Origin of the sequence: Microbacterium sp. GCS4 (genome assembly GCF_001262495.1) — a bacterium.
Lineage (GTDB): Bacteria > Actinomycetota > Actinomycetes > Actinomycetales > Microbacteriaceae > Microbacterium.
On the sequence record NZ_LGYE01000002.1, the window covers coordinates 229,444 to 252,864 of the forward strand.

General features: G+C 71.7%; 18 protein-coding genes. 15 read left to right on the forward strand and 3 right to left on the reverse strand.

Translation table 11 applies throughout. The annotated features are described in order from the left end of the window. Nucleotides 1-80: 80 nt before the first annotated feature. The 6 genes from AKH00_RS08335 (at nt 81) to rocD (ending at nt 7,835) form a co-directional block, all read left to right on the forward strand. Nucleotides 81-3,740, forward strand: a complete 3,660-nt coding sequence (locus AKH00_RS08335) for a proline dehydrogenase family protein (protein WP_050722270.1) — start codon at nt 81-83, stop codon at nt 3,738-3,740. A 93-nt stretch (nt 3,741-3,833) separates the two neighbouring features. Then, a complete protein-coding gene (locus AKH00_RS08340; RefSeq protein ID WP_050722271.1) occupies nt 3,834-4,268 on the forward strand; it encodes a hypothetical protein in 435 nt (144 codons plus the stop codon). Next, the gene (locus AKH00_RS08345) at nt 4,268-4,498 is read left to right on the forward strand and encodes a helix-turn-helix transcriptional regulator (RefSeq protein ID WP_050722272.1); all 231 of its coding nucleotides are present in this window, start codon (nt 4,268-4,270) and stop codon (nt 4,496-4,498) included. The genes AKH00_RS08340 and AKH00_RS08345 overlap by 1 nt, the downstream gene beginning before the upstream one ends. Nucleotide 4,499: 1 nt before the next feature. After that, nucleotides 4,500-5,564 carry an NAD(P)-dependent alcohol dehydrogenase gene (locus AKH00_RS08350; protein ID WP_050722273.1) on the forward strand — a complete coding sequence of 355 codons (1,065 nt, stop codon included), beginning with the start codon at nt 4,500-4,502 and terminating at the stop codon, nt 5,562-5,564. Nucleotides 5,565-5,745: 181 nt separating this feature from the next. Beyond that, nucleotides 5,746-6,621, forward strand: coding sequence for a dimethylargininase (ddaH, locus tag AKH00_RS08355; RefSeq protein WP_050722274.1), 876 nt, complete (start codon nt 5,746-5,748; stop codon nt 6,619-6,621). Beyond that, a complete protein-coding gene (rocD, locus tag AKH00_RS08360; RefSeq protein ID WP_050722275.1) occupies nt 6,618-7,835 on the forward strand; it encodes an ornithine--oxo-acid transaminase in 1,218 nt (405 codons plus the stop codon). The genes ddaH and rocD overlap by 4 nt, the downstream gene beginning before the upstream one ends. 18 nt (nt 7,836-7,853) lie before the next feature. Here the strand turns inward: rocD and AKH00_RS08365 are convergent, their stop codons facing one another. Genes AKH00_RS08365 through AKH00_RS08375 form a run of 3 tightly spaced genes read right to left on the reverse strand, consistent with a single transcriptional unit; the run spans nt 7,854 to nt 10,116 of the window. Then, complete coding sequence (locus tag AKH00_RS08365) at nt 7,854-8,258, reverse strand: hypothetical protein (RefSeq protein WP_050722276.1); 405 nt, start codon at nt 8,256-8,258, stop codon at nt 7,854-7,856. 59 nt (nt 8,259-8,317) lie between these two features. Next, complete coding sequence (locus tag AKH00_RS08370) at nt 8,318-9,670, reverse strand: MFS transporter (protein WP_082297511.1); 1,353 nt, start codon at nt 9,668-9,670, stop codon at nt 8,318-8,320. Nucleotides 9,671-9,675: 5 nt separating this feature from the next. Continuing rightward, nucleotides 9,676-10,116, reverse strand: a complete 441-nt coding sequence (locus AKH00_RS08375) for a MarR family winged helix-turn-helix transcriptional regulator (protein ID WP_050722278.1) — start codon at nt 10,114-10,116, stop codon at nt 9,676-9,678. A gap of 148 nt (nt 10,117-10,264) precedes the next feature. On the opposite strand from AKH00_RS08375, the gene AKH00_RS08380 reads away from it, so the two are divergent. The 9 genes from AKH00_RS08380 (at nt 10,265) to menC (ending at nt 23,417) form a co-directional block, all read left to right on the forward strand. After that, nucleotides 10,265-11,677 (forward strand): serine hydrolase domain-containing protein, encoded by a 1,413-nt coding sequence (locus AKH00_RS08380; protein WP_050722279.1) that lies wholly within the window; start codon nt 10,265-10,267, stop codon nt 11,675-11,677. Between the two features lie 70 nt (nt 11,678-11,747). Beyond that, nucleotides 11,748-13,325 carry an ABC transporter substrate-binding protein gene (locus AKH00_RS08385; protein ID WP_050722280.1) on the forward strand — a complete coding sequence of 526 codons (1,578 nt, stop codon included), beginning with the start codon at nt 11,748-11,750 and terminating at the stop codon, nt 13,323-13,325. A 40-nt stretch (nt 13,326-13,365) separates the two neighbouring features. Continuing rightward, nucleotides 13,366-14,361 (forward strand): ABC transporter permease, encoded by a 996-nt coding sequence (locus AKH00_RS08390; protein ID WP_050722281.1) that lies wholly within the window; start codon nt 13,366-13,368, stop codon nt 14,359-14,361. Next, nucleotides 14,358-16,223 carry a dipeptide/oligopeptide/nickel ABC transporter permease/ATP-binding protein gene (locus tag AKH00_RS08395; RefSeq protein ID WP_050722282.1) on the forward strand — a complete coding sequence of 622 codons (1,866 nt, stop codon included), beginning with the start codon at nt 14,358-14,360 and terminating at the stop codon, nt 16,221-16,223. Before AKH00_RS08390 ends, AKH00_RS08395 begins: the two co-directional genes overlap by 4 nt. Next, nucleotides 16,220-16,969: an ABC transporter ATP-binding protein gene (locus AKH00_RS08400; RefSeq protein WP_050722283.1), complete on the forward strand. Its 750-nt coding sequence runs from the start codon at nt 16,220-16,222 to the stop codon at nt 16,967-16,969. Before AKH00_RS08395 ends, AKH00_RS08400 begins: the two co-directional genes overlap by 4 nt. Before the next feature lie 46 nt (nt 16,970-17,015). Then, entirely contained in the window at nt 17,016-20,381 is a 3,366-nt protein-coding gene (locus AKH00_RS08405; RefSeq protein ID WP_050722284.1) for a serine hydrolase, read from the forward strand. Beyond that, complete coding sequence (locus AKH00_RS08410; protein WP_050722285.1) at nt 20,378-21,517, forward strand: M20/M25/M40 family metallo-hydrolase; 1,140 nt, start codon at nt 20,378-20,380, stop codon at nt 21,515-21,517. The genes AKH00_RS08405 and AKH00_RS08410 overlap by 4 nt, the downstream gene beginning before the upstream one ends. After that, nucleotides 21,505-22,314: a GNAT family N-acetyltransferase gene (locus AKH00_RS08415; RefSeq protein ID WP_200903827.1), complete on the forward strand. Its 810-nt coding sequence runs from the start codon at nt 21,505-21,507 to the stop codon at nt 22,312-22,314. Before AKH00_RS08410 ends, AKH00_RS08415 begins: the two co-directional genes overlap by 13 nt. After that, nucleotides 22,311-23,417, forward strand: coding sequence for an o-succinylbenzoate synthase (gene menC, locus AKH00_RS08420; RefSeq protein ID WP_050722287.1), 1,107 nt, complete (start codon nt 22,311-22,313; stop codon nt 23,415-23,417). The genes AKH00_RS08415 and menC overlap by 4 nt, the downstream gene beginning before the upstream one ends. Nucleotides 23,418-23,421: the final 4 nt, after the last annotated feature.

Genomic DNA, 23,421 nt, shown 5'->3' on the forward strand with positions numbered 1-23,421 from the left:
CCAGCGGATCGGCGGCTCGTCCGGTGTCACCGGCGGCGCGGGGCGGCCGTGCGACGAGGCCGCGGTCCTAGGCTGAGCACATGGCCGACCCGACGCCTTCCGCCCCCGCATCCGACACCCTCGCGGATCGCGCGATCGAGCTCGCGCGCCGGTGGGTCGCCGAATCCGCGGCCGCAGACGTCGACCCGGCCGCCGAGCGCCTCGCGGGAGTGCTGCAGGACGCCAACGGGCTGCCCTTCACGCTCGGCTTCGTCGACGGCGTCATGCGCCCGGAGAGCCTCGGCGCTGCGGCATCCCAGCTGCACCGCATCGCGCCGATCGTGCCCGACTTCCTGCCCTGGTACCTGCGGTCGGCCGTGAGGATCGGCGGCGGCGTCGCGCCCGTCCTCCCCGCGCCGGTCGTGCCGATCGCCCGCCGGGTGCTGCGCGAGATGGTCGAACACCTCGTGGTCGACGCCCGGCCCGCCAAGCTCGGACCGGCCATCGCGAAGATCCGCGAGTCCGGGGCCCGCCTGAACCTCAACCTGCTGGGCGAGGCCGTGCTCGGCGAAGCCGAGGCGAAGCGTCGTCTCGACGGCATCCACGACCTCATCCGCCGGCCCGACGTGGACTACGTCTCGGTCAAGGTGTCGGCGATCATGAGCCACATCTCGATGTGGGCGTTCGACGACGTGGTGGATGCAGTGGTCGAGCGACTCCTGCCGCTATACGTGACCGCGGCAACCGACCGCACGTTCATCAACCTCGACATGGAGGAGTACCGCGACCTCGATCTCACGATCGCGGTGTTCACGCGCATCCTCGAGGACCCGCGACTGCAGGGACTCGAGGGCGGCATCGTCCTGCAGGCCTACCTGCCCGATGCGCTGCCCGCGCTGCAGGAGCTCACCGCCTGGGCGCGCGAGCGCGTGCAGCACGGCGGAGCGCTCATCAAGGTGCGGCTCGTGAAGGGCGCGAACCTCGCGATGGAGCACGTCGAGGCGACCATGCACGGCTGGCCCGTCGCGACCTACGACACCAAGGTCGACACCGACGCGAACTACCTCCGCTGCCTCGACTGGGCGCTGCGGCCCGAGAACATCGCCGCCGTGCACCTGGGCGTCGCCGGGCACAACCTCTTCGGCATCGCCTACGCCTGGCTGCTCGCGGGGGAGCGCGGCCTGGTGGGTGCGACGGCCGCTGACGGCGTGGCGTCGATCGCCGGCCAGCCGCCGATCGAGTTCGAGATGCTGCTCGGCATGGCGCAGGGGCAGGTGCAGGCCGTGTCCCGCGAGGTCGGCGAGGTGCTGCTGTACGTCCCCGTCGTCAAGCCCGACGAGTTCGACGTCGCGATCAGCTACCTCGTGCGCCGCCTCGAGGAGAACGCCTCCTCGGAGAACTTCCTCTCGGCGGCGTTCCGGCTCGGCGACGACGAGGCGCTGTTCGTGCGCGAGCAGGACCGCTTCCTCGACGCCCTCGACCGCTCCGCATCGCCCGACCTGCGCACGGGGCCGCGACGCACGCAGGATCGCAGCGCACCCGTGCACGAGTCGATGCGCCCGGCGCCCGTCGCCCCCGCCCCCGAGCAGGACCTCACGAAGGCCGTGCTCGGGATCTCGCGCGGATCCGGCGACGGGGGAGGGCCGTTCCTCGAGACCGCGGTGTACGACCCGCGCGAGGTCGAACGCGGCACCGGCGGAGCGCCGGGCTTCGAGAACACTCCCGACAGCGACGCCTCCCTGCCCGCGAACCGGGCCTGGGCGCACGAGGTGCACGCGCGCATCGCCGGATCGACGCTCGGCGAGGAGACGATCGCCGCCGCGCGCATCGACGACGCCGCGGTGCTCGAGAACACGGTCGCCCGCGTCCGGGATGCCGGCGCCAGCTGGGGCGCGCGCCCGGCCGCCGAACGCGCGGAGGTGCTGCTGCGGGCCGCCGCCGCGCTGGAGGGACGCCGCGGCGAGCTGATCGAGGTGGCCGCGTCCGAGACCGGCAAGGTGTTCGCCGAGGCCGACGTGGAGGTCAGCGAGGCGGTCGACTTCGCGCGCTACTACGCCGCGAAGGCGAGGGAGCTGGATGCCGTCGCCGGCGCCGCCTTCGAACCGGCGCGCGTGACCGTCGTGGCGCCGCCGTGGAACTTCCCGCTCGCGATCCCCGCCGGAGGGGTGCTCGCCGCGCTCGCCGCGGGGTCGGGCGTCGTGTTCAAGCCCGCACCCCAATCGCGCCGCTGCGCCGCGGTGATCGCCGAGACGCTGTGGCAGGTGGGCGTGCCCCGCGATGCCCTCGCTCTGGTCGACATCGAGGAAGGGGATCTCGGGCGGACGCTGATCGCGCACCCCGCGGTCGACCGGGTGATCCTCACCGGGTCGTGGGAGACGGCGGCGCTGTTCCGTTCGTGGCGGCCCGATCTGCCGCTGCTCGCCGAGACGAGCGGCAAGAACGCCATGATCGTGACGCCCTCGGCCGACCTCGACCTCGCGGTGTCCGACCTGGTGCGCAGCGCCTTCGGTCACGCCGGGCAGAAATGCTCGGCGGCGTCGCTCGCGATCCTCGTGGGTCCGGTGGGGCGCTCGCAGCGGTTCGCGCGTCAGCTCGCGGACGCGACACGCTCGCTGCACGTCGGCTGGCCCGAGGACCCGCGCTCCGAGATGGGTCCGGTGATCGAGCGACCGCAGGGAAAGCTCGCGTGGGCGTTGACCGAGCTGGAGGGCGACGAGCAGTGGCTGATCGAACCCGCTGTCGCCGCCGACGATCCCTCCGGACGGCTCTGGCGCCCCGGCATCCGGGTCGGCGTGCAGCCGGGCTCGCGCTTCCACACCGAGGAGTTCTTCGGGCCGGTGCTGGGTGTCATGCACGCGCCGACGCTGGAGGCGGCGATCGAGATGCAGAACGCGGTCGCCTACGGCCTCACGGCGGGGCTGTACACGCAGGACCCCGACGACGTCGGCCTCTGGCTCGACCGCGTGCAGGCCGGGAACCTCTACGTGAACCGCGGCATCACGGGGGCGATCGTGCAGCGGCAGCCGTTCGGCGGATGGAAGCGCTCCTCGGTCGGCCCCGGCGCGAAAGCCGGCGGCCCCAACTACCTGATCGGGCTCGGCACCTGGCGCTCGCGCGGCTCCGGTCCTGTCTCGAGCACGCTGCACCTGCGGGGCCTCGACTCGCGCATCACCGAGACCATCGAGGCCGCGCAGTCGTCGCTCGACTACGAGGCGTTCGAGTGGCTGCGGCGTTCGGCGCTGTCGGATGCGCTCGCCTGGGACCGCGAGTTCGGACGTGTCCGCGACGTCTCGCAGCTCGGGGTGGAGCGCAACCTGTTCCGGTACCGGCCGGTGCCGGTCGCGATCAGGGCGACGGCGGATGCCGGGTGGCAGGAGCTGCTGCGGGTCGTCGTCGCGGCGGTGCGGGCGGGGGCGGCGTTCACGCTCTCGACTCCGGTGGGTCTACCCTCGGCGGTGCGGCACGCGTTGGGCGACCTCGGCGCGGTCGTGTACATGGAGGCCGAGGAGGAGTGGATCGCGCGGATGCGGTCGCCCGAGCGTCCCGCCCGTGTGCGGATCGTGGGGCAGCGGGCCTCGGTCGCCGCGCTGCACGGCGCTCTCGCTGCGGCTCTCGACGGCGATCCCGATCTGGCGGTGTACGACGGCGAGGTGACGTCGGCGGGCCGCATCGAGCTGCTGCCGTTCGTGCACGAGCAGGCGATCGCGATCACGGCGCACCGCTACGGCAATCCCGACGACTGGAGCGCCGAGGTCATCTGAGCGTCCCGCATGCAGTATGTAAAGAATTCTTGACACCGAATGCCGGGTCGCCGTACTCTCCCATGTAAACAATCTTTTACATGGGAGGCTGTCATGGTCTACGAAGAGCGCAATGTCTGGGCGGGACTCATTGTCAGCATCCTCGTGATCCCCGCCTACATCGTGATCATCCTGCAGCAGGCGGCAGGTCGGCCCGTCGAGACGATCGACTGGTTCCCGCTCATGCTGTGGACGATCGGCATCGGCATCGTCGCGACCATCGTCGTCAGCGTCGTGTGGGGCATCGTCGCCGGCGCGCGCGACCCCGAGGGCGTCGGGAAGTCCGACATCCGCGACCGGGACATCAGCCGCATGGGCACCAGGGTCGAGCAGTCGTTCCTCGTGCTCGCCGGGCTCGGCGTGATCCTGCTGTGCGCGATCGGGGCCGACGTGTTCTGGATCGCGAACACCATGTTCGCCGGATTCGCCGTCTCGGCCGTGGTCGGCGGGGTCGCCCGGGCCATCGCCTACCGGCGGGGGCTCGTGTGATGGTCAAGTCGACCCTCGTCTCCAACCGCATCCGCGCCCACCGCGAGTCCGCCGGCCTCACCCAGGCCGAGCTCGCCCGCACGATCGGCGTGACCCGGCAGACCCTCATCGCGATCGAGCAGGAGAAGTACTCCCCGACGCTCGAGCTCGCGTTCCAGATCGCCCGAGCCTTCGGCGTCGGCCTCGACGATCTGTTCCAATACCCCGACGCCGCATCGACGGAGGACTGACATGAACGCCTCACACTTCACTCCCGCCACCACGGCCGCCACCATGCCCGCGTGGAGCCGCGACACCTACGGACCGGCCGACGGCATCCGCCTCACGCAGCGTCCGATGCCCGTGCCGCGCCGCGGCGAGGTCGTGCTGCGGGTCGAGGCGACCTCGCTCAACGCGGGAGACGTCCGCCTGATGCTCGGCGATCCGCTGGTCGTGCGTCCGGCCTTCGGTCTCACCCGCCCCAAGAACCCCGTGCGGGGGATGGAGGTCGCAGGCACCGTGGTCGAGCTCGGCCCCGAGGCGATCGGCGTGGAGCTCGGCAGCCGGATGGTCGGCGAGCTCGTCGGCGGCGGAGGCCTCGCCTCGCACGTCGCGGTGCCCTCGTCGCGTCTCGTCGCCGTGCCGCCCGACGTCCCGTCCGACGTCGCCGCGACCCTGCCCGTGGCCGGCGGCACGGCGTGGCAGGCGCTCGACCTCGCCGGCGTCGGCATCCGCACGGCAGGTGGGGCGCCGGATGCCGGCGCGGGGCGCGTCCTCGTGATCGGCGCCTCCGGCGGTGTCGGCACCTTCACGGTGCAACTCGCCGCGCTGCGCGGTGCCGAGGTGTGGGCGACGTGCGGGGAGCGCAACGCCCGTCTCGTCGAGCACCTCGGCGCGGTCCGCACGCTCGACCATCGTCGTACGCCTCTGTCGACGCTGCCCGAAGGGCATTTCGACGCCGTGGTCGACATCGCCGGCGGCATCCCTCTCCGCGATCTGCAGCGTCTCGTCCGCGCTGGCGGCACGGTCGTGCTGACGGCGGGCAACGGGGGTCACGTGCTGGGGCCGATCCCGCGTCTGCTCGCCGCGACGCTGCGGTCGATCGGGTCGCGCCGCCGCATCCGTCCGCTGCTGGCGACCCCGCGCGCCGAAGTGCTCTCGGCGCTCCTCGATCTGGCCGCAGATGGACGCATCACGCCCGTGATCGAGCGCGAGTACGCGTTCGACGATGCCGGGGAGGCGCTCCGCCACATCGAGGCCGGGCACACGGTGGGCAAGGTGGTCGTGCTCTCACACCCGTCTGTTTCTGCCGTATGACACAAACCGCCCGTCTATTCGCGCCATACGGCAGAAATAGACGGGCTGGGGAGGCGGGTGACAGAATGGTCCCGGCGTGCTCGAGTCGCATCTTCCCCGCACTCGCTCCTCGGCGAGCGGCACGGGTCGAAGGACCGCCGGGCCCCTGGACAGCGTCCGCCGCATCCGTTCGAGGAGCTCCATGTCTGTCGAAACCACGGCCACGACCACGCCGGTCCGCACCGCCCACCACCGCCGGTACCTGATGTGCGAGCCCTCGCACTTCACGGTCAACTACTCGATCAACCCGTGGATGGAACCGGCGAAGCCGACCGACACGGCCAAGGCGGTCGCCCAGTGGCAGAAGCTGCACGACCTGTACCTCGAGCTGGGCCACGAGGTCGAGCTGATCGAGCCGCTCGCCGGCTACCCCGACATGGTCTACACCGCGAACGGCGGCTTCCTCATCGACGGGCGGGCGTACGTGCCCAAGTTCCGCTTCGTGGAGCGTCAGGGCGAGGCCCCGGCGTTCGCCGACTGGTTCCGTGCCGCAGGCTACGACACGGTCATCCCCGAGGAGGTCAACGAGGGCGAGGGCGACTTCCTGCTCGTGGGCGACGTGATCCTCGCGGGTACCGGGTTCCGCTCCACGGGCGACAGCCACCGCGAGGTCGGCGAGGTCTTCGGCCGCGAGGTCGTGTCGCTGAACCTCGTCGACCCCCGCTTCTACCACCTCGACACCGCGATCGCGGTGCTCGACCCCGTGCAGGGTGTCGAGAACGGCGGCCCCGAGCGCGCCAACATCGCCTACCTGCCCGGCGCCTTCGACGCGGAGAGCCGCGCGATCCTTGAGGAGCGCTTCCCGGACGCGATCCTCGTGTCCGACGAGGACGGATCGGTGTTCGGCCTGAACTCGGCCAGCGACGGCTACAACGTCGTCATCTCGCCGCGGGCGACCGGCTTCGAGAAGCAGCTGCGCGAGCGCGGTTACAACCCGATCATGGTCGACCTGTCGGAGCTGCTGCTCGGCGGCGGCGGGATCAAGTGCTGCACGCTCGAGCTGCGCGGTGCCGCATGACCGCGCTCGACGAGACCACGGGGGCGGCGGCCGGGAACGTCGCCGAGCCCCACGTCGCGCACAACTACCACCCGCTGCCCGTCATGATCGCCCGCGGCGAGGGCGCCTGGGTCACCGACGTGGAGGGCAAGCGCTACCTCGACCTGCTCGCGGCATACTCCGCCGTGAACTTCGGGCACCGGCATCCGGCCCTCGTCGCCGCGCTCACCGAGCAGCTCGGAAGGGTCACGCTCACGAGCCGCGCGTTCATGAGCGATCGGCTGGAGCCGTTCGCCGCCGCGCTCGCGCAGCTCGCCGGCAAGGACATGGTGCTGCCGATGAACACCGGAGCCGAGGCCGTCGAGACCGGCATCAAGGTGGCCCGTGCCTGGGGCTACCGGGTCAAGGGCATCGCCGACGGCGCCGCGCGCATCGTCGTCGCTGCCGGCAACTTCCACGGGCGCACCACGACGATCGTGAGCTTCAGCGACGACGAGGAGGCGCGCGCCGACTTCGGTCCGTACACGCCCGGCTTCGACGTCGTGCCCTACGGGGACGCGGATGCCGTCGCCGCGGCGATCACGGCCGATACGGCCGCCGTGCTGATCGAGCCCATTCAGGGCGAGGGCGGCGTCATCATCCCGCCGGAGGGCTATCTGCGGCGCATCCGCGAGATCTGTGACGAGAAGAACGTGCTGTTCATCGCCGACGAGATCCAGTCGGGCCTCGGGCGTGTGGGCGAGACGTTCGCGTGCGACCGGGAGGGCGTCGTGCCCGACCTGTATCTGCTGGGCAAGGCGTTGGGCGGCGGCATCCTGCCCGTGTCGGCCGTGGTGGGGAACACCGACGTGCTCGGAGTGATCCAGCCGGGCGAGCACGGCTCGACGTTCGGCGGCAACCCGCTCGCCGCGGCGGTCGGTCTGCGCGTGGTCGAGATGCTCGAGACCGGGGAGTTCCAGGAGCGCGCCCGCGCCCTCGGAGCGCACCTCGCCGCGGCCCTCGAGCCCCTGATCGGGCACGGCGTCACGGCCGTGCGCATCGCGGGGCTGTGGGCCGGCGTCGACATCGATCCCGCGAAGGGCACGGGCCGCGAGATCGCCGAGAAGCTCCTCGACCGCGGCGTGCTCGTCAAGGACACGCACGGACAGACGATCCGCATCGCGCCGCCGCTCGTCGTGCGGGCGACCGAACTCGACTGGGCCGTCGAGCAGCTCCGGCACGTGCTGGGGGCGTAGCCCCGAGCACGCACCCGCTCAGGCGGGTGTGTCGTCGGGGTCGAGGGTGCGCAGCGTGTCGCGCTCGACCTCGGTGTCGGCGTCGAGCTGCTCCTCGGTCGTCGCGTCGCCGCCCAGGTGCGCGCCCCGGTCGGGGTTCGCGTCGCCCTGGATCGCGCCGTGCGGCGACTCTCCGTGGGAGCTGTCTCCCTGGATCGCGCCGCCCTGCGTCGCGCCCTGCGCGTCTCCGTCCTCGGCTTCGCCCTGGATGGCCCCGCGCGCCGATTCGCCGTGCGCGCTGTCTCCCTGGATCGCGCCGCCCTGAGCTGCGCCCTGCGCCCCGCCGTCCTCGCCGTCGGGGGCGGTGTTGTGCTCGGGGTTGACGTCGGGGGAGCCCTCGGCGGGCTGCTCGGGGTGCGGGGTGCGTCCTGTGTTGTCGTCCATGGGGGTGACGCTACGCGCGCCCGCATCCGCTCGAGAGGGCGTTGACAAAGCGCGGGCGCTCAGTCCTGGTTCGCGATCCGGATCGGGGTCGTCGCGGTGGCCTTCTCCGTGTAGTCGACGGGCTCTGCGGATGCCGAGGGCTCGGCCAGCTCCGGCTCGTCGACGATGCTGAGCGGCCGCGTCTCGTCGAGCGTGAGGAGGAAGCGCCGGTCCTCGCGGCGCTTCAGCCGTCCGGAGGTGAGCACCCAGGTCAGACCGATCGCGCAGGCGACGAACCCTGCGGTGCCGCCGAGCATGATCGCGCTGCGGGGTCCGAAGGTGTCGGCCACCCAGCCGGCGATCGGCGCACCCACCGGGGTCGAGCCCATGATGACGGCCATGTACAGCGCGAGGACGCGACCGCGCAGCGCGGCGTCGGTCGTCATCTGCACGTATCCGTTCGCGGTCGTGAGCAGCGTCACGATCATGAATCCGGTGAACGTGAGCGTGATCGCGTAGGTGAGGTAGGTCGGCATCGCAGCCGACACGAAGGCCGCGACGCCGAAGCCGCCGGCGGCGAAGATCACGACGCGCACGCGGGCGCGGTCACGGCGGGCGGCGAGAAGCGCGCCGGCGAGCGAGCCGATCGCGAGGATCGAGCTGAGCACGCCGTAGCCGTCGGCGCCCGCGCCGAACTCGAGTGCCATGGTCGAGGCGAAGATCGGGAAGTTCATGCCGAACGCGCCGATCAGGAACACGGTCACGAACACGACCCGCAGGTCGCTGCGCCCCCACACGTACCGGAAGCCCGCGGCGAGACCTCCGCGGCTGCGGTTCTTGAGGCGGGGGGCGAGCTGTCCGGTGCGCAGCATCAGCAGTGCGACGAGCATCGCGAGGAAGGTCGCGGCGTTCGCGATGAACACCCAGCCGGAGCCGATCGCGACGATGAGCAGGCCGCCGACTGCGGGCCCGATCATGCGGGCGAGGTTGAAGGATGCCGAATTGAGGGCGACCGCGTTGGAGGTGTCGCCGACCGACACCATGTCCGACACGAACGCCTGGCGGGCCGGAGCGTCGAAGGCGTTGACCACGCCGAAGGCCGCCGCGAAGCCGAACATCATCGGCAGCGTCATGAGCCCGTTCAGCAGCAGCGTGCCGACGGCGATCGCGAGGATCAGCAGGGAGGTCTGGGTCGCGAGCAGGATGCGGCGGCGCTCGAATCGGTCGGCGACCCATCCGGTGAGGCTCACGAGCACGAGCGGCGGACCGAACTGCAGCGCCATCGTCACGCCCATGGCGGCCGCGTCGTTGTCGGTGAGCTCGGTGAGGACGACCCAGTCCTGAGCGGTCGCCTGCATCCACCCGCCGACGTTCGAGACGAGCGCGCCCGCGAACCAGATGCGGTAGTTGATGTTCGCGAACGACCGGAACATGGCGCTCATCGGTCGACCACCTTGCGTATCAGGGCACTCGCCTCGCGCAGGGTCGCGAGCTCGTCGTCGGTGAAGTCGAGTTCGGCGAGCATGTCGGCGAGGAGGTCGTCGCGGCGCTGGATGGTCTCGGCCACGATCGCGGTGCCCGTCTCCGTGATGTCGACGTGCACGCGCCTCCGGTCCTCGTCGTCGGGGATCCGGACCACGTAGCCCTGTTCCTCGAGGCCGTTGATCATGCTCGTCATGGAGGGCGCGGTGACGCGCTCGCGCTCGGCGAGAGCGCTGATCGTGCGACGGCCGTGCATGCGGAGAGTGGCGAGGACAGCGAGCTGCGCATCGCTCATGGCGTCGATCGCGCGGGCGCAGCGGAGGCGGCGCGCGAGCCGGAACACGGCCATGCGCAGGTCTGTCGCGGTGAGGTGGAGGGCTTCATCGGACGCAGACATTACTTAGACAGTCTAAGTAATCCAGGCCGGAATCGATACCCGCGTCCGCGTGTCGTCTCCTGGATTCGTCTGAGAGGCCGAACGAGACCGCTGTCATCCGTCGAACTGAACGAACGACGTCGACACCCCCGGTGCCTAGAGTGAGGCCATGCAGAGCCCTTCAGAGGTCCGTGACCACCTGCGATCCACCCTCGGATCTCGGGCGGAAGCGCGCGGAGTGCCCGGCGCGTCCGTCGCCGTCCTCGTCGACGGCGAGATCGTCGTGCACGCCGCAGGTCTCCTGAGCACCCGCACGCGTATCGAGGCGACCACGGACGCCGTGTTCCAGATCGGCTCGATCACCAAGGGGTGGACGGCCACGCTCGTGATGCAGCTGGTCGACGAAGGTCTGGTCGACCTCGACGCCCCGCTCCGCTCGTACCTCCCGGAATTCGCGCTCGCGGACGAGAACGCGGCCGCCACGATCACCGTGCGCCAGCTCCTCAGCCACCGCTCCGGTTTCGAGGGCGACATCTTCACCGACACCGGACGCGGCGACGACGCCGTCGAGAAGTACGTGACGCTGCTCGCCGAGGCCCCGCAGATATTCGAGCCCGGCGCGCTGTTCTCGTACAGCAACGCCGGCTACGTGCTTCTCGGTCGACTCGTCGAGCGCCTGCGCGGCACCACCTGGGAGCAGGCGCTGCTGACGCATCTCGCGACGCCTCTGGACCTGCCCAGCGTCTCGCCCAGTCCCTACGAGGCCATCGTGCACCGCGTCGCCGTCGGACATCTGGATGCCCCGGACGGCGAACCGCAGCCCGCTCCCTTCTGGGCGATGGCGCGGTCGAACGAACCCGCGGGATCGATGCTGGCGATGACGGCCCGCGACCTCGCCGCCTTCGCCCACGCGCACCTTCGTGCGGCTGACGGCTCGTCCGGGCCGGATGCCGAGAGCGCCATCGTGTCGTCCGGATCCGCGGCGACCATGCGCGCAGCCGCGGTGCGACTGCCTCGGCTGACCGGGATGGGGGCGGCCTGGGGTCTCGGATGGGAGATCGATCGCGCCGAGGGCGTCGTGCTCTTCGGCCATGACGGCAACACGGTCGGTCAGTCGTCGTTCCTGCGGATCGCCCCGGAGGCGGGTGTGGCCGTCGTACTGCTCACGAACGGCGGCGACGGCGCGGGCCTCTTCCACGACCTGGCCGACCCGCTCCTGCGCGAACTCACCGGGGCGGGCCTGCCCGCGGCACCGCTTCCGTCGGCATCCGACTCCACCGCACCCGATCCCGCGGACGTCGACGTGGACGGCTTCCTCGGCGTCTACGCGAACTCGACCGTCGAGATGGAGGTGTCGCGGGACATGGAGGGGCGCCTGTGGCTCGAGCAGCGCCCGGCACCCGAGCTGAGCGCGCTCGGCGCCGAGCCCTCGACCGACGAACTCGTCCGCTTCGAGCAAGGATCGCTCATCGCCCGGGAGCCGAAGGACGGCCGGCACCTCGTGCTCGCCTTCCTCGCGCCGGGCGACGACGGCCGCGCCTCGTACATCCATTTCGGCCGCGCCGTCCCGCGGTCCCGCTGACCATCCGATCCCCTCGTCGCCACGCGGCGTGCACCCCGAGAAGCACGAACCCACTGCCTGGAGGAACGTCATGACACCGAATCGCACCGCCGTCACCGTCGTGGTCGGCGTGACCGCTCTCGCCACCGTGCTCACCGGGTGCGGGACCGACGGAGGTGGAGGAGAGCCGGTGAAGGGCGGCACCTTCACCGAGATCCTCGGCTCCGACCCCGGCAGTCTCGACCCGCAGCTGTCGGCGGGCAGCGCGCTGTTCGACATCAGCAAGCTCGCGTACGACACCCTCGTCAGTGTCGACTCCGACGGTGAGGTGCGCAGCCAGCTCGCCACCGAGTGGGAGGTCGACGGCACCACAGCGACCCTGAAGATCCAGGACGGCATCACCTGCGGTGACGGCACGCCGTTCACCGCGCAGAGCGCCGCCGACAACCTGAACTGGATCTCCGATCCCGCGAACCAGAGCGGCTTCCTCGGGGCCTTCCTCCCGGTCGGCGTGTCCAGCGCGGCCGATGGCGACACCGTCACCATGACACTGTCGAGCCCCGCGCCGTTCCTCCTGCTCGGTCTCTCGGGGCTCCCCATGGTGTGCGACACCTCGCTGAACGACCGCGACGGGCTCGCGGCAGGCACGGACGGCACCGGGCCGTACGTCCTCACCGAGGCCGTGCCCAACGACCACTACACGTACGAGCTGCGCGAGGACTACGCTTGGGGCCCCGGCGGGGCCACGGTCGACGAGGAGGGCATCCCCGCGAAGGTGAACGTCCGCGTCGTCTCCGACGGTACGACCGCGGCGAACCTCCTGCTCTCGGGCGAGGCCAACGCCGCGCAGCTCACCGGCCCCGACGCCGACCGGGCGATCGGCGCCGGGCTCTTCCAGCGTGAAGGCACTGCAATCGCCGGCGAGCAGTGGTACAACCACGCGGAGGGGCACCCGACGAGCGACCCCGCCGTGCGCATGGCGCTCACCCAGGCGGTCGACCTCGACGAGCTCGCGAACGTGATGACCGCGGGCAAGGGGGGACCTGCCACGGCCCTCGCGGTCGTCGAGCCGACCGTGTGCACGTACGACGCGATCGCCGAGTCGCGCCCGGCCTTCGACGTCGACGCCGCCAATGCGACGCTCGACGAGGCCGGGTGGGTGCGCGGCTCCGACGGCGTGCGCGTCAAGGACGGCCAGCGACTGAGCCTGACGTTCCTGTACGAGAACAGTCTGGGCGCCGCCGCCGCAGCCGCCGCCGAGCTCGCGCTCTCGGCCTGGAAGGACATCGGCGCGGAGGTCGACGGGAAGCAGCAGGACGAGACCGCGCTGCTGGAGGCGACCTTCAGCACCGGGGCGTGGGACGTCGCATGGCTGACGCTCAGCGTCAACAGCCCCGACCAGGCCATCGGCTTCGTGAGCGGCACCGTGCCGCCCGAGGGGTCGAACTTCTCGGCCATCGAGAACGCGGAGTACACGGATGCCGTCGCTCGGGCGTCCGAGATGAACGGCAGCGAGGGCTGCGACGTGTGGCAGGAGGCGGAGAGCGCCCTGTTCGCGGCTGCCGACATCGTGCCCTTCGCGAACGCGACGATCTACATGTTCGGCAACGGCGCCGAGTTCGACTGGACGGGCGTGATCGAGCCGACGAGCATCCGCCTGGTCGGCTGAGAGTCCCCGCCGCCCCCGACGCTCGGATCGAATCGACGACATGACGACATTGACCACCCGCCTCGCCGAAGACGACGCGCGCGTCGGCGACCACCGCTGGCTGAGGTTCGCCCTGCGCCGCACCGGTCGGCTGCTCGTCTCGCTGTGGATCCTCATCACGGCATCCTTCCTGATGATCCACCTCGTTCCCGGTGATCCGATCCGGGCGGCGCTCGGGCCGACGGCACCGGCCGCGGTCGTCGAGGCGAGGCGGGAGTCGCTGGGGCTGAACGACCCGATCTGGCAGCAGTACCTCGACTACCTCCGGGGGGTGTTCAGCGGCGACCTGGGGGTGTCGATCGGGTCGCAGCTGCCCGTCGCGGACACGATCGCGCAGCGGCTGCCGGCCACGCTGACGCTCGCGCTGCTGGCCTTCGTGCTCGCGGTGCTGATCGCCATCCCGCTGGGCATGGCCGTCGCCGCGGCGACGCAGCGCGGCAGGGCGCGGGGGCTCGAGGTGGGCTTCAGCTCGACGAGCGTCGTGATCGGGTCGATCCCCGACTTCCTCCTGGCCGTGGCCCTCGTGGCGGTGTTCGGCGTCCAGCTCGGATGGTTGCCGGTCGCCGGGCGGGAGGGGCCGCTGTCCTACATCCTCCCGGTGCTCGCGCTCGCGCTCGGGCCGGCGGCGATCCTCGCCCGCATCCTCCGCATCGAGGCGCTCTCGGTGCTCGACGCCGACTTCGTGCGCACCGCGCACGCCAAGCGGCTGCGGGGTCCGCGCATCACCCTGCGGCACGTGCTGCCGAACGCCGTGACGGCCACGCTCACTCTCGGCGGACTGCTGCTGAGCGGGCTCGTCGCGGGCACCGTGCTCGTCGAGACCGTGTTCGCGTGGCCGGGGCTCGGCAGCACGATCGTCAGTTCGATCCAGGCCAAGGACTATCCGCTCGTGCAGGGCACCGTGCTCGTCTACGGCGTGGGCGTGCTGCTCGTGAACACCCTCGTCGACGCCGCGCTCGCGGTGCTCGACCCCCAGTCGACGGCGGCCGACGCATGAGGCGCGCGCTCGCGACGATGGTGCGCACGCCGCTCGGTGCGACGGCGCTGGCGCTGCTCGCGATCGTCGTGCTCACAGCGATCGTCGCCCCGATGATCTGGGGCGAGCAGGCCGACGTGACCGACACCGGCGACCTGCTCGCCGGTCCGTCCGCCGAGCATCTGATCGGCACCGACAACCTCGGCAGGGACCTGCTGCTGCGGACGATCGTCGCCACACGTCTGTCGATCGTGCTCGCGCTGCTCGCGACCCTCGTCGCGGTGGTCGCCGGTCTCATCCTCGGCGTCGCCCCGCTGCTGCTCGGGCCGGTGCTCGGTCGGGCGATGACGTGGTTCACGGGCATCGCGGTCGCGTTCCCCGGTCTGCTGCTGGCACTGTTCTTCGCCGCGATCTTCGGCAGCACCGCCACCGCCGCGGTCTTCGCGCTCGGCCTCGCGGGAGCGCCGTCCTTCGCCCGTCTGTGCCAGAACCTCATCGCCGGCATCGAGGCCCGCGACTTCGTGGCAGCTGCCCGGGTGGGCGGGATCGGGCGCGTGCGGGTGCTGTTCCGCCACATCCTGCCGAACATCGGCGAACCCCTCATCGTGAACACGACCATCGGCGCGGGCGGCACGCTGCTCGCCTTCGCCGGCCTGTCGTTCCTCGGCCTCGGCGTGCAGCCGCCCGAGTACGACTGGGGCCGTCTGATGATGGACGGTCTGCGCGGCATCTACGCCAACCCCCTCGCCGCTCTCGCGCCGGGCCTCGCGGTCGTGATCGCCGGACTCGCCTTCAACCTGACGGGCGAATCGGCCGCACGCAGCCTGGGTCTCGCGGATGACGTGCTGCTGCGCACCGCGATCCGCCCCCGCCGCTCCCGCCGGACGTCGGGCGCACGCGCGGCCGCGCCGATCGCCCCGACGGCGCCGGAGGACGGCGCCGTGCTGGAGGTCGAGGATCTGCGGGTCGACTTCGAGAGCGCCGACGGCACCGTGGTGCACGCCGTGCGCGGGATCGACTTCGAGGTGGGAGCGGGCGAGATCGTCGGGATCGTCGGCGAGTCCGGCTCGGGCAAGTCGATGACCGCGCTCGCGGTGGCGCGGCTCGTGAACCCGCCGGGCCGCGTGACGGCATCCGCTCTGCGCTTCCTCGGCGTCGACCTGGTGTCGGCCGAGCGGCCGGCGCTGCGCCGCCTGCTCGGCACCTCGATGGCGATGGTGTTCCAAGACCCGATGTCATCGTTCAACCCGACCATGCGCATGGGGGCGCAGCTGGCCGAGGTCGCCACCGAGCATGCCGGCCTGAGCCGGCGCGAGGCGCTCGTCCGGGCAGCCGACCGGCTCGCAGCCGTGCGCATCAGCGCGCCGCAGCGCCGCGTGCGGCAGTACCCGTACGAGTTCTCGGGCGGGATGCGTCAGCGCGCCATGATCGGCATGGGTCTCATGGTGACGCCGCGCCTGATCATCGCCGACGAGCCCACGACGGCCCTCGACGTGACGGTGCAGAGCCAGGTCCTCGACCTGCTGCGGGCGATCCGCGACGAGGACGGCGCGTCGATCCTCTTCATCAGCCACGACATCTCCGTGGTCGCCGAACTCTGCGATCGCGTGCTCGTGATGCGCTCCGGCGAGATCGTCGAGTCGCTCCCGGCGACCGACCTGTCGTCGGCACGGCATCCGTACACGCGGGCGCTGCTCGCCGCCGTCCCGCACATGGCGACAGATCTCGACCGCCCGCTCGCGACTCTCGCGACGCTGGCCGAGGAGGAGGGCCGCACGACGGCTGCGGAGGGCCCTGTCGGCGCCGAGCGTGCGTCGGGTGCCGAGGAGGCCGCCGTCCCGCCCGACGCGGGGTCCGACCACGAGGAGGTGGGCAGCCGATGAGCGAGCTCGTCTTCGACGACGTCTCGGTGCGCTACGGCGTCGGCCGCGGCGCCATGACCGCGGTGGATCGCGTCTCGCTCACCGTCCCCGACGGAGGCGTCACCGGTGTCGTCGGCGAGTCCGGATCGGGCAAGTCCACGCTCGCCAGGGCCGCAGTCGGACTCGTGCCGCTGCACGGCGGACGGATCCTGCTCGACGGCGCCCCCATCCCACGCCGCGGGCCGCGTCCGCTGCAGATGGTGTTCCAGGACCCGTACTCCTCCCTCGACCCGCGGATGCCGGTCGGGGCGAGCATCGCCGAGATGATGCCGTCCGGCATGACCAGACGGGAGCGGGCCGCCGAGGCCGCGCGACTGCTCGAGCTCGTGCAGCTCGATCCCGACAAGGCCGACGCGCGTCCCTCGCGGTTCTCGGGCGGTCAGCGGCAGCGCATCGCGATCGCCCGCGCCCTCGCCGGCCGGCCCCGTGTGCTCATCGCCGACGAGATCACCTCGGCGCTCGACGTGCTCATCCAGGGCGCGATCCTCAACCTGCTCCGGGAGCTACAGGACGAGCTCGGGTTCTCGATGCTCTTCATCTCGCACAACCTCGCGGTCGTGCGGTACGTCGCCTCGCACATGGCCGTCATGCGCGACGGCCGCGTGGTGGAGCAGGGGCCGACGGCCGCCGTGCTCGACGATCCGCACGACGAGTACACGCGGCAGCTGCTCGCCGCGATCCCCCGACCGATCCAGTACACCCCCTGAACCGTCCCGACCCGGCGCCACGAACGCCGCAACCGAAGGAGTCACCGTGACCCGCAGAATGAGCATCGACGACGCTCTCGCTCTGACCGTGCCGAGTCAGCCGACGCTGTCGTCGACCGGCGACCGGCTCGTCTACGTCCTCGCCGCGACGGACGTCGCCGAGGACCGCAGCACGAGCGCGCTCTGGATCGCCGAGAACGGGGCGACGCGCGCTCTCACGCGCGGCCCGTCCGACTCGAGCCCGGTCTTCTCTCCGGACGGCTCGCAGGTCGCGTTCCTCCGCGAAGGCCAGCTGTGGACGCTCCCGCTCGCGGGCGGCGAGCCGGAGCAGCGCACGACCCTGCCGCTCGGCGCCGGTGTGCCGGTGTGGAGCCCCGACAGCACGCGCATCGCGTTCACGGCCGCGGTGGTGCCGCTCTCCGCGCAGGGTGAGGGGGAGAGCGGCGAGCAGCGGGCGGAGCGGGAGAAGGCCCCGATCGTCGCGACCGGGATCGACTATCTCGCGGACGGGGCGTGGTTCACCCGCGGCGTGCGCGATCAGCTGCATGTGCTCGACGTGGCGGACGGGCGCGTGCGCCGACTGACCGACGGCGTGGCCGGCGTCGGCAGCCCCGCCTGGTCTCCCGACGGCGCCACCCTCGCCTACGTCGCACGACCCGACGGCGCTGACGACCTCGCGTTCCGCTCCTCGGTGCAGGCGCTCGACCCCGCCGATCCCGCCGCCCGCCCCCGCACTCTCGCCTTCGCCGAGGGCTTCGCGGGCACCGTGTCGTTCACGCCCGACGGTGCGAGCCTGGTCGTCATCGGCTGGAACGGCGAGCCCGAGGGGCACGCCGGCCTCTTCGTCGTCGAGCTCGCATCGGGTGAGGTCGTCGACGCGGCGCGCGACCTCGACCGCAACGTCATGCCCGGAGCCCCCGCCTATCCGGGCGCGCTGCCGCAGGTCACGGCATCCGGCGACATCCTCTTCGCGGTCCGCGACCGCGGCGCGACCCACCTCTACGCCGTACCGGTGGCCGGCGGTGAGCCTCGGCTCGTGCACGGCGGCACCGACGAGGTCGTGAGCGGACTGTCGGTCGCGGGCGACACCGCGGCGATCGCGCTGACGACCCCGACGTCGTTCGGCGAGATCCTGCGCCTCGACCTCGCGGCGGGTACGAGCGCCGTGCTCACCGCGCACGGCGACGCGCCGGACGGGGCCGAGCTGTTCGTGCGCGAGAGCCGCGAGTTCTCGATCAGCGACGGCACCGTCGTGCAGGGCTGGATCGTGCGCGACCCCGCGGTCACCGGCGCGACCCCGCTGCTCGTCGACATCCACGGCGGACCGCACAACGCGTGGAACGGCGCGGTCGACGAGATGCACCTGTACCACCAGCAGCTCGCGGCGGACGGGTGGACGATCCTCATGATCAACCCGCGGGGCAGCGACGGGTACGGCGAGGACTTCTGGCGCGGCGTGAACGGTGGCTGGGGCGTCTCCGACGCGAAGGACTTCCTGGAGCCGGTCGACGAGCTCGTCGCGGAGGGGACGGCGGATGCCGCACGGCTCGCCGTCGCCGGATACAGCTACGGCGGCTACATGACGGCGTACCTCACCGGACACGACGACCGGTTCGCGGCGGCCGTCGCCGGCGGCATCGTCGCCGACCTGTTCAGCATGGGCGGCACGAGCGACGACGCGCACATGCTCAACGTGCTCGAGCTCGGCGTCATGCCGTGGGCCTCCGCCGACCGGGAGACGCTCACCGCGATGTCGCCGTACTCGGCCGTCGAGAACGTGACGACGCCGACGCTCGTGCTGCACGGAGAGAAGGACCTGCGGTGCCCCGTGCACCAGGCGCAGCAGTGGCACTACGCGCTGCGCGAGCGCGGCGTGCCCACCGAGCTCGTGCTCTACCCCGGCGGCAGTCACGTGTTCCCGCTGCTCGGGGCGCCGAGCCACCGGGTCGACTACGCGCGGCGCATCGTCGACTGGGTCGAGCGCTTCGCCGGGAGCACCCGCGGTGTGCGCCCGGCCGCGATCGACGCCGCGCACTGGCAGCACCGGCTCGACGAGCTCGCCCGGCTGCACGACGTGCCGGGCGCGCAGCTCGGCATCCTCCGCTACGACCCCGAGGGTCGTGACGAGGTCGTCACTGCCGCCACCGGCACGCTCAACGCCGATCTGCCGGCGGCGTCGGCGACGGTGCTGCCCGACTCCGTCTTCCAGATCGGCTCGATCTCGAAGGTGTGGACCGCGACCGCGGTGATGCGGCTGATCGAGCAGGGGGCCTTCACGCTCGACACCCCGGTCGTGGAGATCGTGCCCGAGCTGCAGCTCGCGACCGAGGAGTTCACCAGGGGTGTCACGGTGCGCCACCTGCTCACCCACACGAGCGGCATCGACGGCGACGTGTTCACCGACACCGGTCGCGGTGACGACTGCCTGGAGAAGTACACGGGGCTGTTCCCGGAGATCGGTGTGAACCACCCGCTCGGCGCGACCTGGTCGTACTGCAACTCGGGCTTCTCGCTGCTCGGACGCGTGATCGAGAAGGCCACGGGCAGTGTCTGGGACACGGCGATGCGCGACCTGGTCTTCACGCCGCTCGGGCTCACGCACACCGTGACGCTGCCCGAGGAGGCGATCCTGCACTCCGCGGCGGTCGGCCATGTCGAGACCGGCGAGAAGCCCGTGATCGCCCCGGTCTGGGCGCTGCCCCGCTCGCTGGGTCCGGCAGGGCTCATCACCGCTCGGGCAGCGGACGTGCTCGCGTTCGCGCGTCTGCACCTGGCCGGCGGCGTCGCGGCGGACGGCACGCGTCTGCTCGCCGAGGACACCGTGGCCGAGATGCAGGCGTTCCAGGCCGAGGTGCCCGACAAGCACATCCTCGGCGACTCGTGGGGGCTCGGCTGGATCCGCTTCGACTGGAACGGCGAGCGCCTCTATGGACACGACGGCAACACGATCGGCCAGGCGGCGTTCCTGCGCGTGCACCCCGGGTCCGGCGTCGCGGTGACGCTGCTCACGAACGGCGGTCACACACGCGACCTGTACGAGGACCTCTACCGCGAGATCTTCGCCGAGCTGTCGGGCGTGACCATGCAAGCCACCGTGCAGCCGCCGGCCGAGCCGGTCGAGATCGACATCGCGCCGTACGTCGGCACCTACGAGCGCGCCTCGGTGCGCGCGGAGGTGTTCGTCGGCGACGACGGACCGGTGCTCCGCACCACCGTGCTCGGGCCGCTCGCCGAGCTCGAGTCCGACCCGGTCGACGAGTACGCGCTCACCCCCTACAGCGATGGAGTGTTCGCGCTCCGCGCCCCCGGGACGCAGACCTGGATGACGGCGACGTTCTACGAGCTGCCGACCGGCGAGCAGTACCTGCACTTCGGTGCGCGGGCCACCCCGAAGGTGTCGAGCGGCGCATGAGCATCCCGTCTTCGCTCGTCGCCGGCGCCCTCACGGAGGCGACTCTCGTCTCCACGATCCGCCGGCTGATCGAGTGCGAGTCGCCCTCGGGTGACGACGCGGCCGTTGCCCGCTCGGCCGACGTCGTCGCCGAGATCGGCGCCGAGCTCCTGGGCGTCGAGCCCGAGCGCCTCGTGATCGACGGCTGCACCCACCTGCGTTGGCGCTTCGGCGCCGAGACCCGCGTGCTGCTCCTGACGCATCACGACACCGTCTGGCCGCACGGCACCCTCGACCGGCTGCCGTTCGGCGTGGTCGACGGCGTGCTGCGAGGGCCGGGATCGTTCGACATGAAGACCGGGCTGGCGATGGTGCTGCACGCGGTCGCCGAGCTCGACGATCGCGACGGCGTGACGATCCTCGTGACCGGTGACGAGGAGACCGGGTCGGTGCGCTCTCGCGCGCTGATCGAGGAGACGGCGCGCGGCGCCGGCGCCGTGCTCGTCACCGAAGCCTCGGAGGGCGGAGCCTGGAAGGGCGCGCGCAAGGGCGTCGGCATGTATGAGGTCGCGGTGCGGGGCAAGGCGGCGCACGCGGGGCTCGAGCCCGAGAAGGGTGTCAACGCGACGGTCGCGCTCGCACACCTCGTGCTCGCGGTCGGCGCCCTCGCCGATGCGGATGACGGCACGACCGTGACACCCACCCGTGCCGACGCCGGCACGACGGGGAACACGGTGCCTGCCGAGGCCACCCTGCGCATCGACGTGCGGGCCTGGTCGGCCGCCGAGTTGGACCGGGTGGATGCGGCGCTCCGCGCCTACGTCTCGCCCGTGCCGGGTGCGGTCGTGACGGTGCACGGCGGTATCAACCGCCCGCCGCTCTCCCGCGAGATGTCGCAGGCGCTCGCCGCCCTCGCTGCGCGGCTCGGCGCGAGGCACGGTCTCGGCGATGTGCGTGCCGTCGATGTCGGCGGGGGCAGCGACGGGAACTTCACGGCGGGTGCGGGCGTGCCGACCCTCGACGGCATGGGCGCCGTCGGCGGCGGCGCGCACGCCGACGACGAACACGCGATCGTGGCGGAGATCCTGCCGCGGACGCGCCTGCTGGCCGACATGGCGGCGGAGATCTCGAGAACGGACGGATCATGGCAGAACTGATGCACGACGACGCGGTCGTGTCGTCCGCGCGGCATGACGCGGACCGCGCCGCAGCGGCATCCGGTGTCGCGATCAGGGAGCTCGGGGCGGTGGGGGAGCACGCCGAGGCCATCGCGCTGCTGTCGCGGATCTGGGGGCGTTCGCCCGAGAACCCGGTCGTGCCGCCCGAACTCATGCGGGCGCTCAGCAAGGCAGGCAACTACATCGGCGGCGCGTTCGTCGGCGATCGTCTCGTCGGCGTCGCGATCGCGTTCCACGCCGACCCCGAGCGGCATGCGCTGTACAGCCACATCGCCGGAATCGCGGCCGAGAGCGCCGGTCGATCGATCGGCTTCGCGCTCAAGCAGCACCAGCGGGCCTGGGCTCTGGGTCGCGGCATCGATGCGATCGAGTGGACGTTCGATCCGCTCGTCGCCCGCAACGCCCACTTCAACATCACCAAGCTCGGTGCGAGACCGCAGGAGTACCTCTCGGACTTCTACGGCGCGATGACCGACGGCGTCAACAGCGACGACGAGACCGATCGGCTGCTCATGCGCTGGGAGCTGCGCGACGCGGGCGTCGTGCTCCGCGCGCACGGCAGTTCCGCCCAGCCCGAGACGCGGATGCCGGGCGACCGCAACGTCGCGGTACCGCCCGACATCGAGGGGCTGCGACGCGACGACCGCGCCGCGGCGCAGCGGTGGCGTTTCCTGGTGCGCGAGCAGCTCACCGGGGCGCTGGACGCGGGCGGGCGCATCGTCGGATTCGACCGCGCCGAGGGCTACATCATCCGACCGGAGAGGACAACGGCATGAGGATCGACGGGATCGAGCTGCGACGGGTGGCGATGCCGCTCGTCTCACCGTTCCGCACATCGTTCGGCACGCAGACTGCCAGGGACATCCTGCTCGTGCGGGCCGTGGTCGACGGCGTCGACGGGTGGGGCGAGTGCGTGACGCTGCCCGACCCCGTCTATTCGCCCGAGTACACCGAGGGCGCGGTCGACATGATCCGTCGCTACATCGTGCCGGCTCTGACCGGGGCCGAGCTCTCGGGCGCGCACATGGTCGGCGAGATGCTCGCGCCCTTCAAAGGCCATCGCATGGCGAAGGCCGCGATCGAGACGGCCGTGCTCGACGCGGAGCTGCGGGCCGAGGGCCGCTCGTTCGCCCGTGAGCTGGGCGCCGTGCGCGACACCGTGCCGTGCGGGGTGTCGGTCGGGATCATGGAGGAGATCCCGCGGCTGCTCGATGCGGTCGACGGATACCTCGCCGAGGGGTACGTGCGCATCAAGCTCAAGATCGAACCGGGGTGGGATGTCGACGTCGTGCGCGCGGTGCGCGAGCGCTTCGGCGACGAAGTGCTGCTGCAGGTCGACGCGAACACCGCGTACACGCTCCGCGACGCGCAGCACCTCGCCCGACTCGACGACTTCGACCTTCTCCTGATCGAGCAGCCCCTCGAGGAGGAGGACATCCTGGGGCATGCCGACCTGGCGCGGATGCTGAAGACGCCGATCTGCCTGGACGAGTCGATCACCTCGGCCCAGACCGCGGCCGCCGCGATCCGCCTCGGCGCCACGAGCGTCATCAACATCAAGCCCGGCCGCGTCGGCGGGTACCTCGAGGCGCGCCGCATCCACGACCTCGCCGTGGCCCAGGGCGTGCCGGTCTGGTGCGGGGGCATGGTCGAGAGCGGCATCGGCAGGGCCGCGAACGTGGCGCTCGCCGCGCTGCCGGGATTCGTCCTCCCCGGCGACGTCTCGGCGAGCGACCGCTTCTACCGGGTCGATCTCACCGAGCCGTTCGTGATGCGCGACGGCAGCCTCGCGGTCCCGCAGGGGGCAGGGCTCGGCGTGACCCCGATCCCGGAGATCCTCGACGAGCTCACGACCTCGACCGAGTGGCTTCCGATGTGAGGTT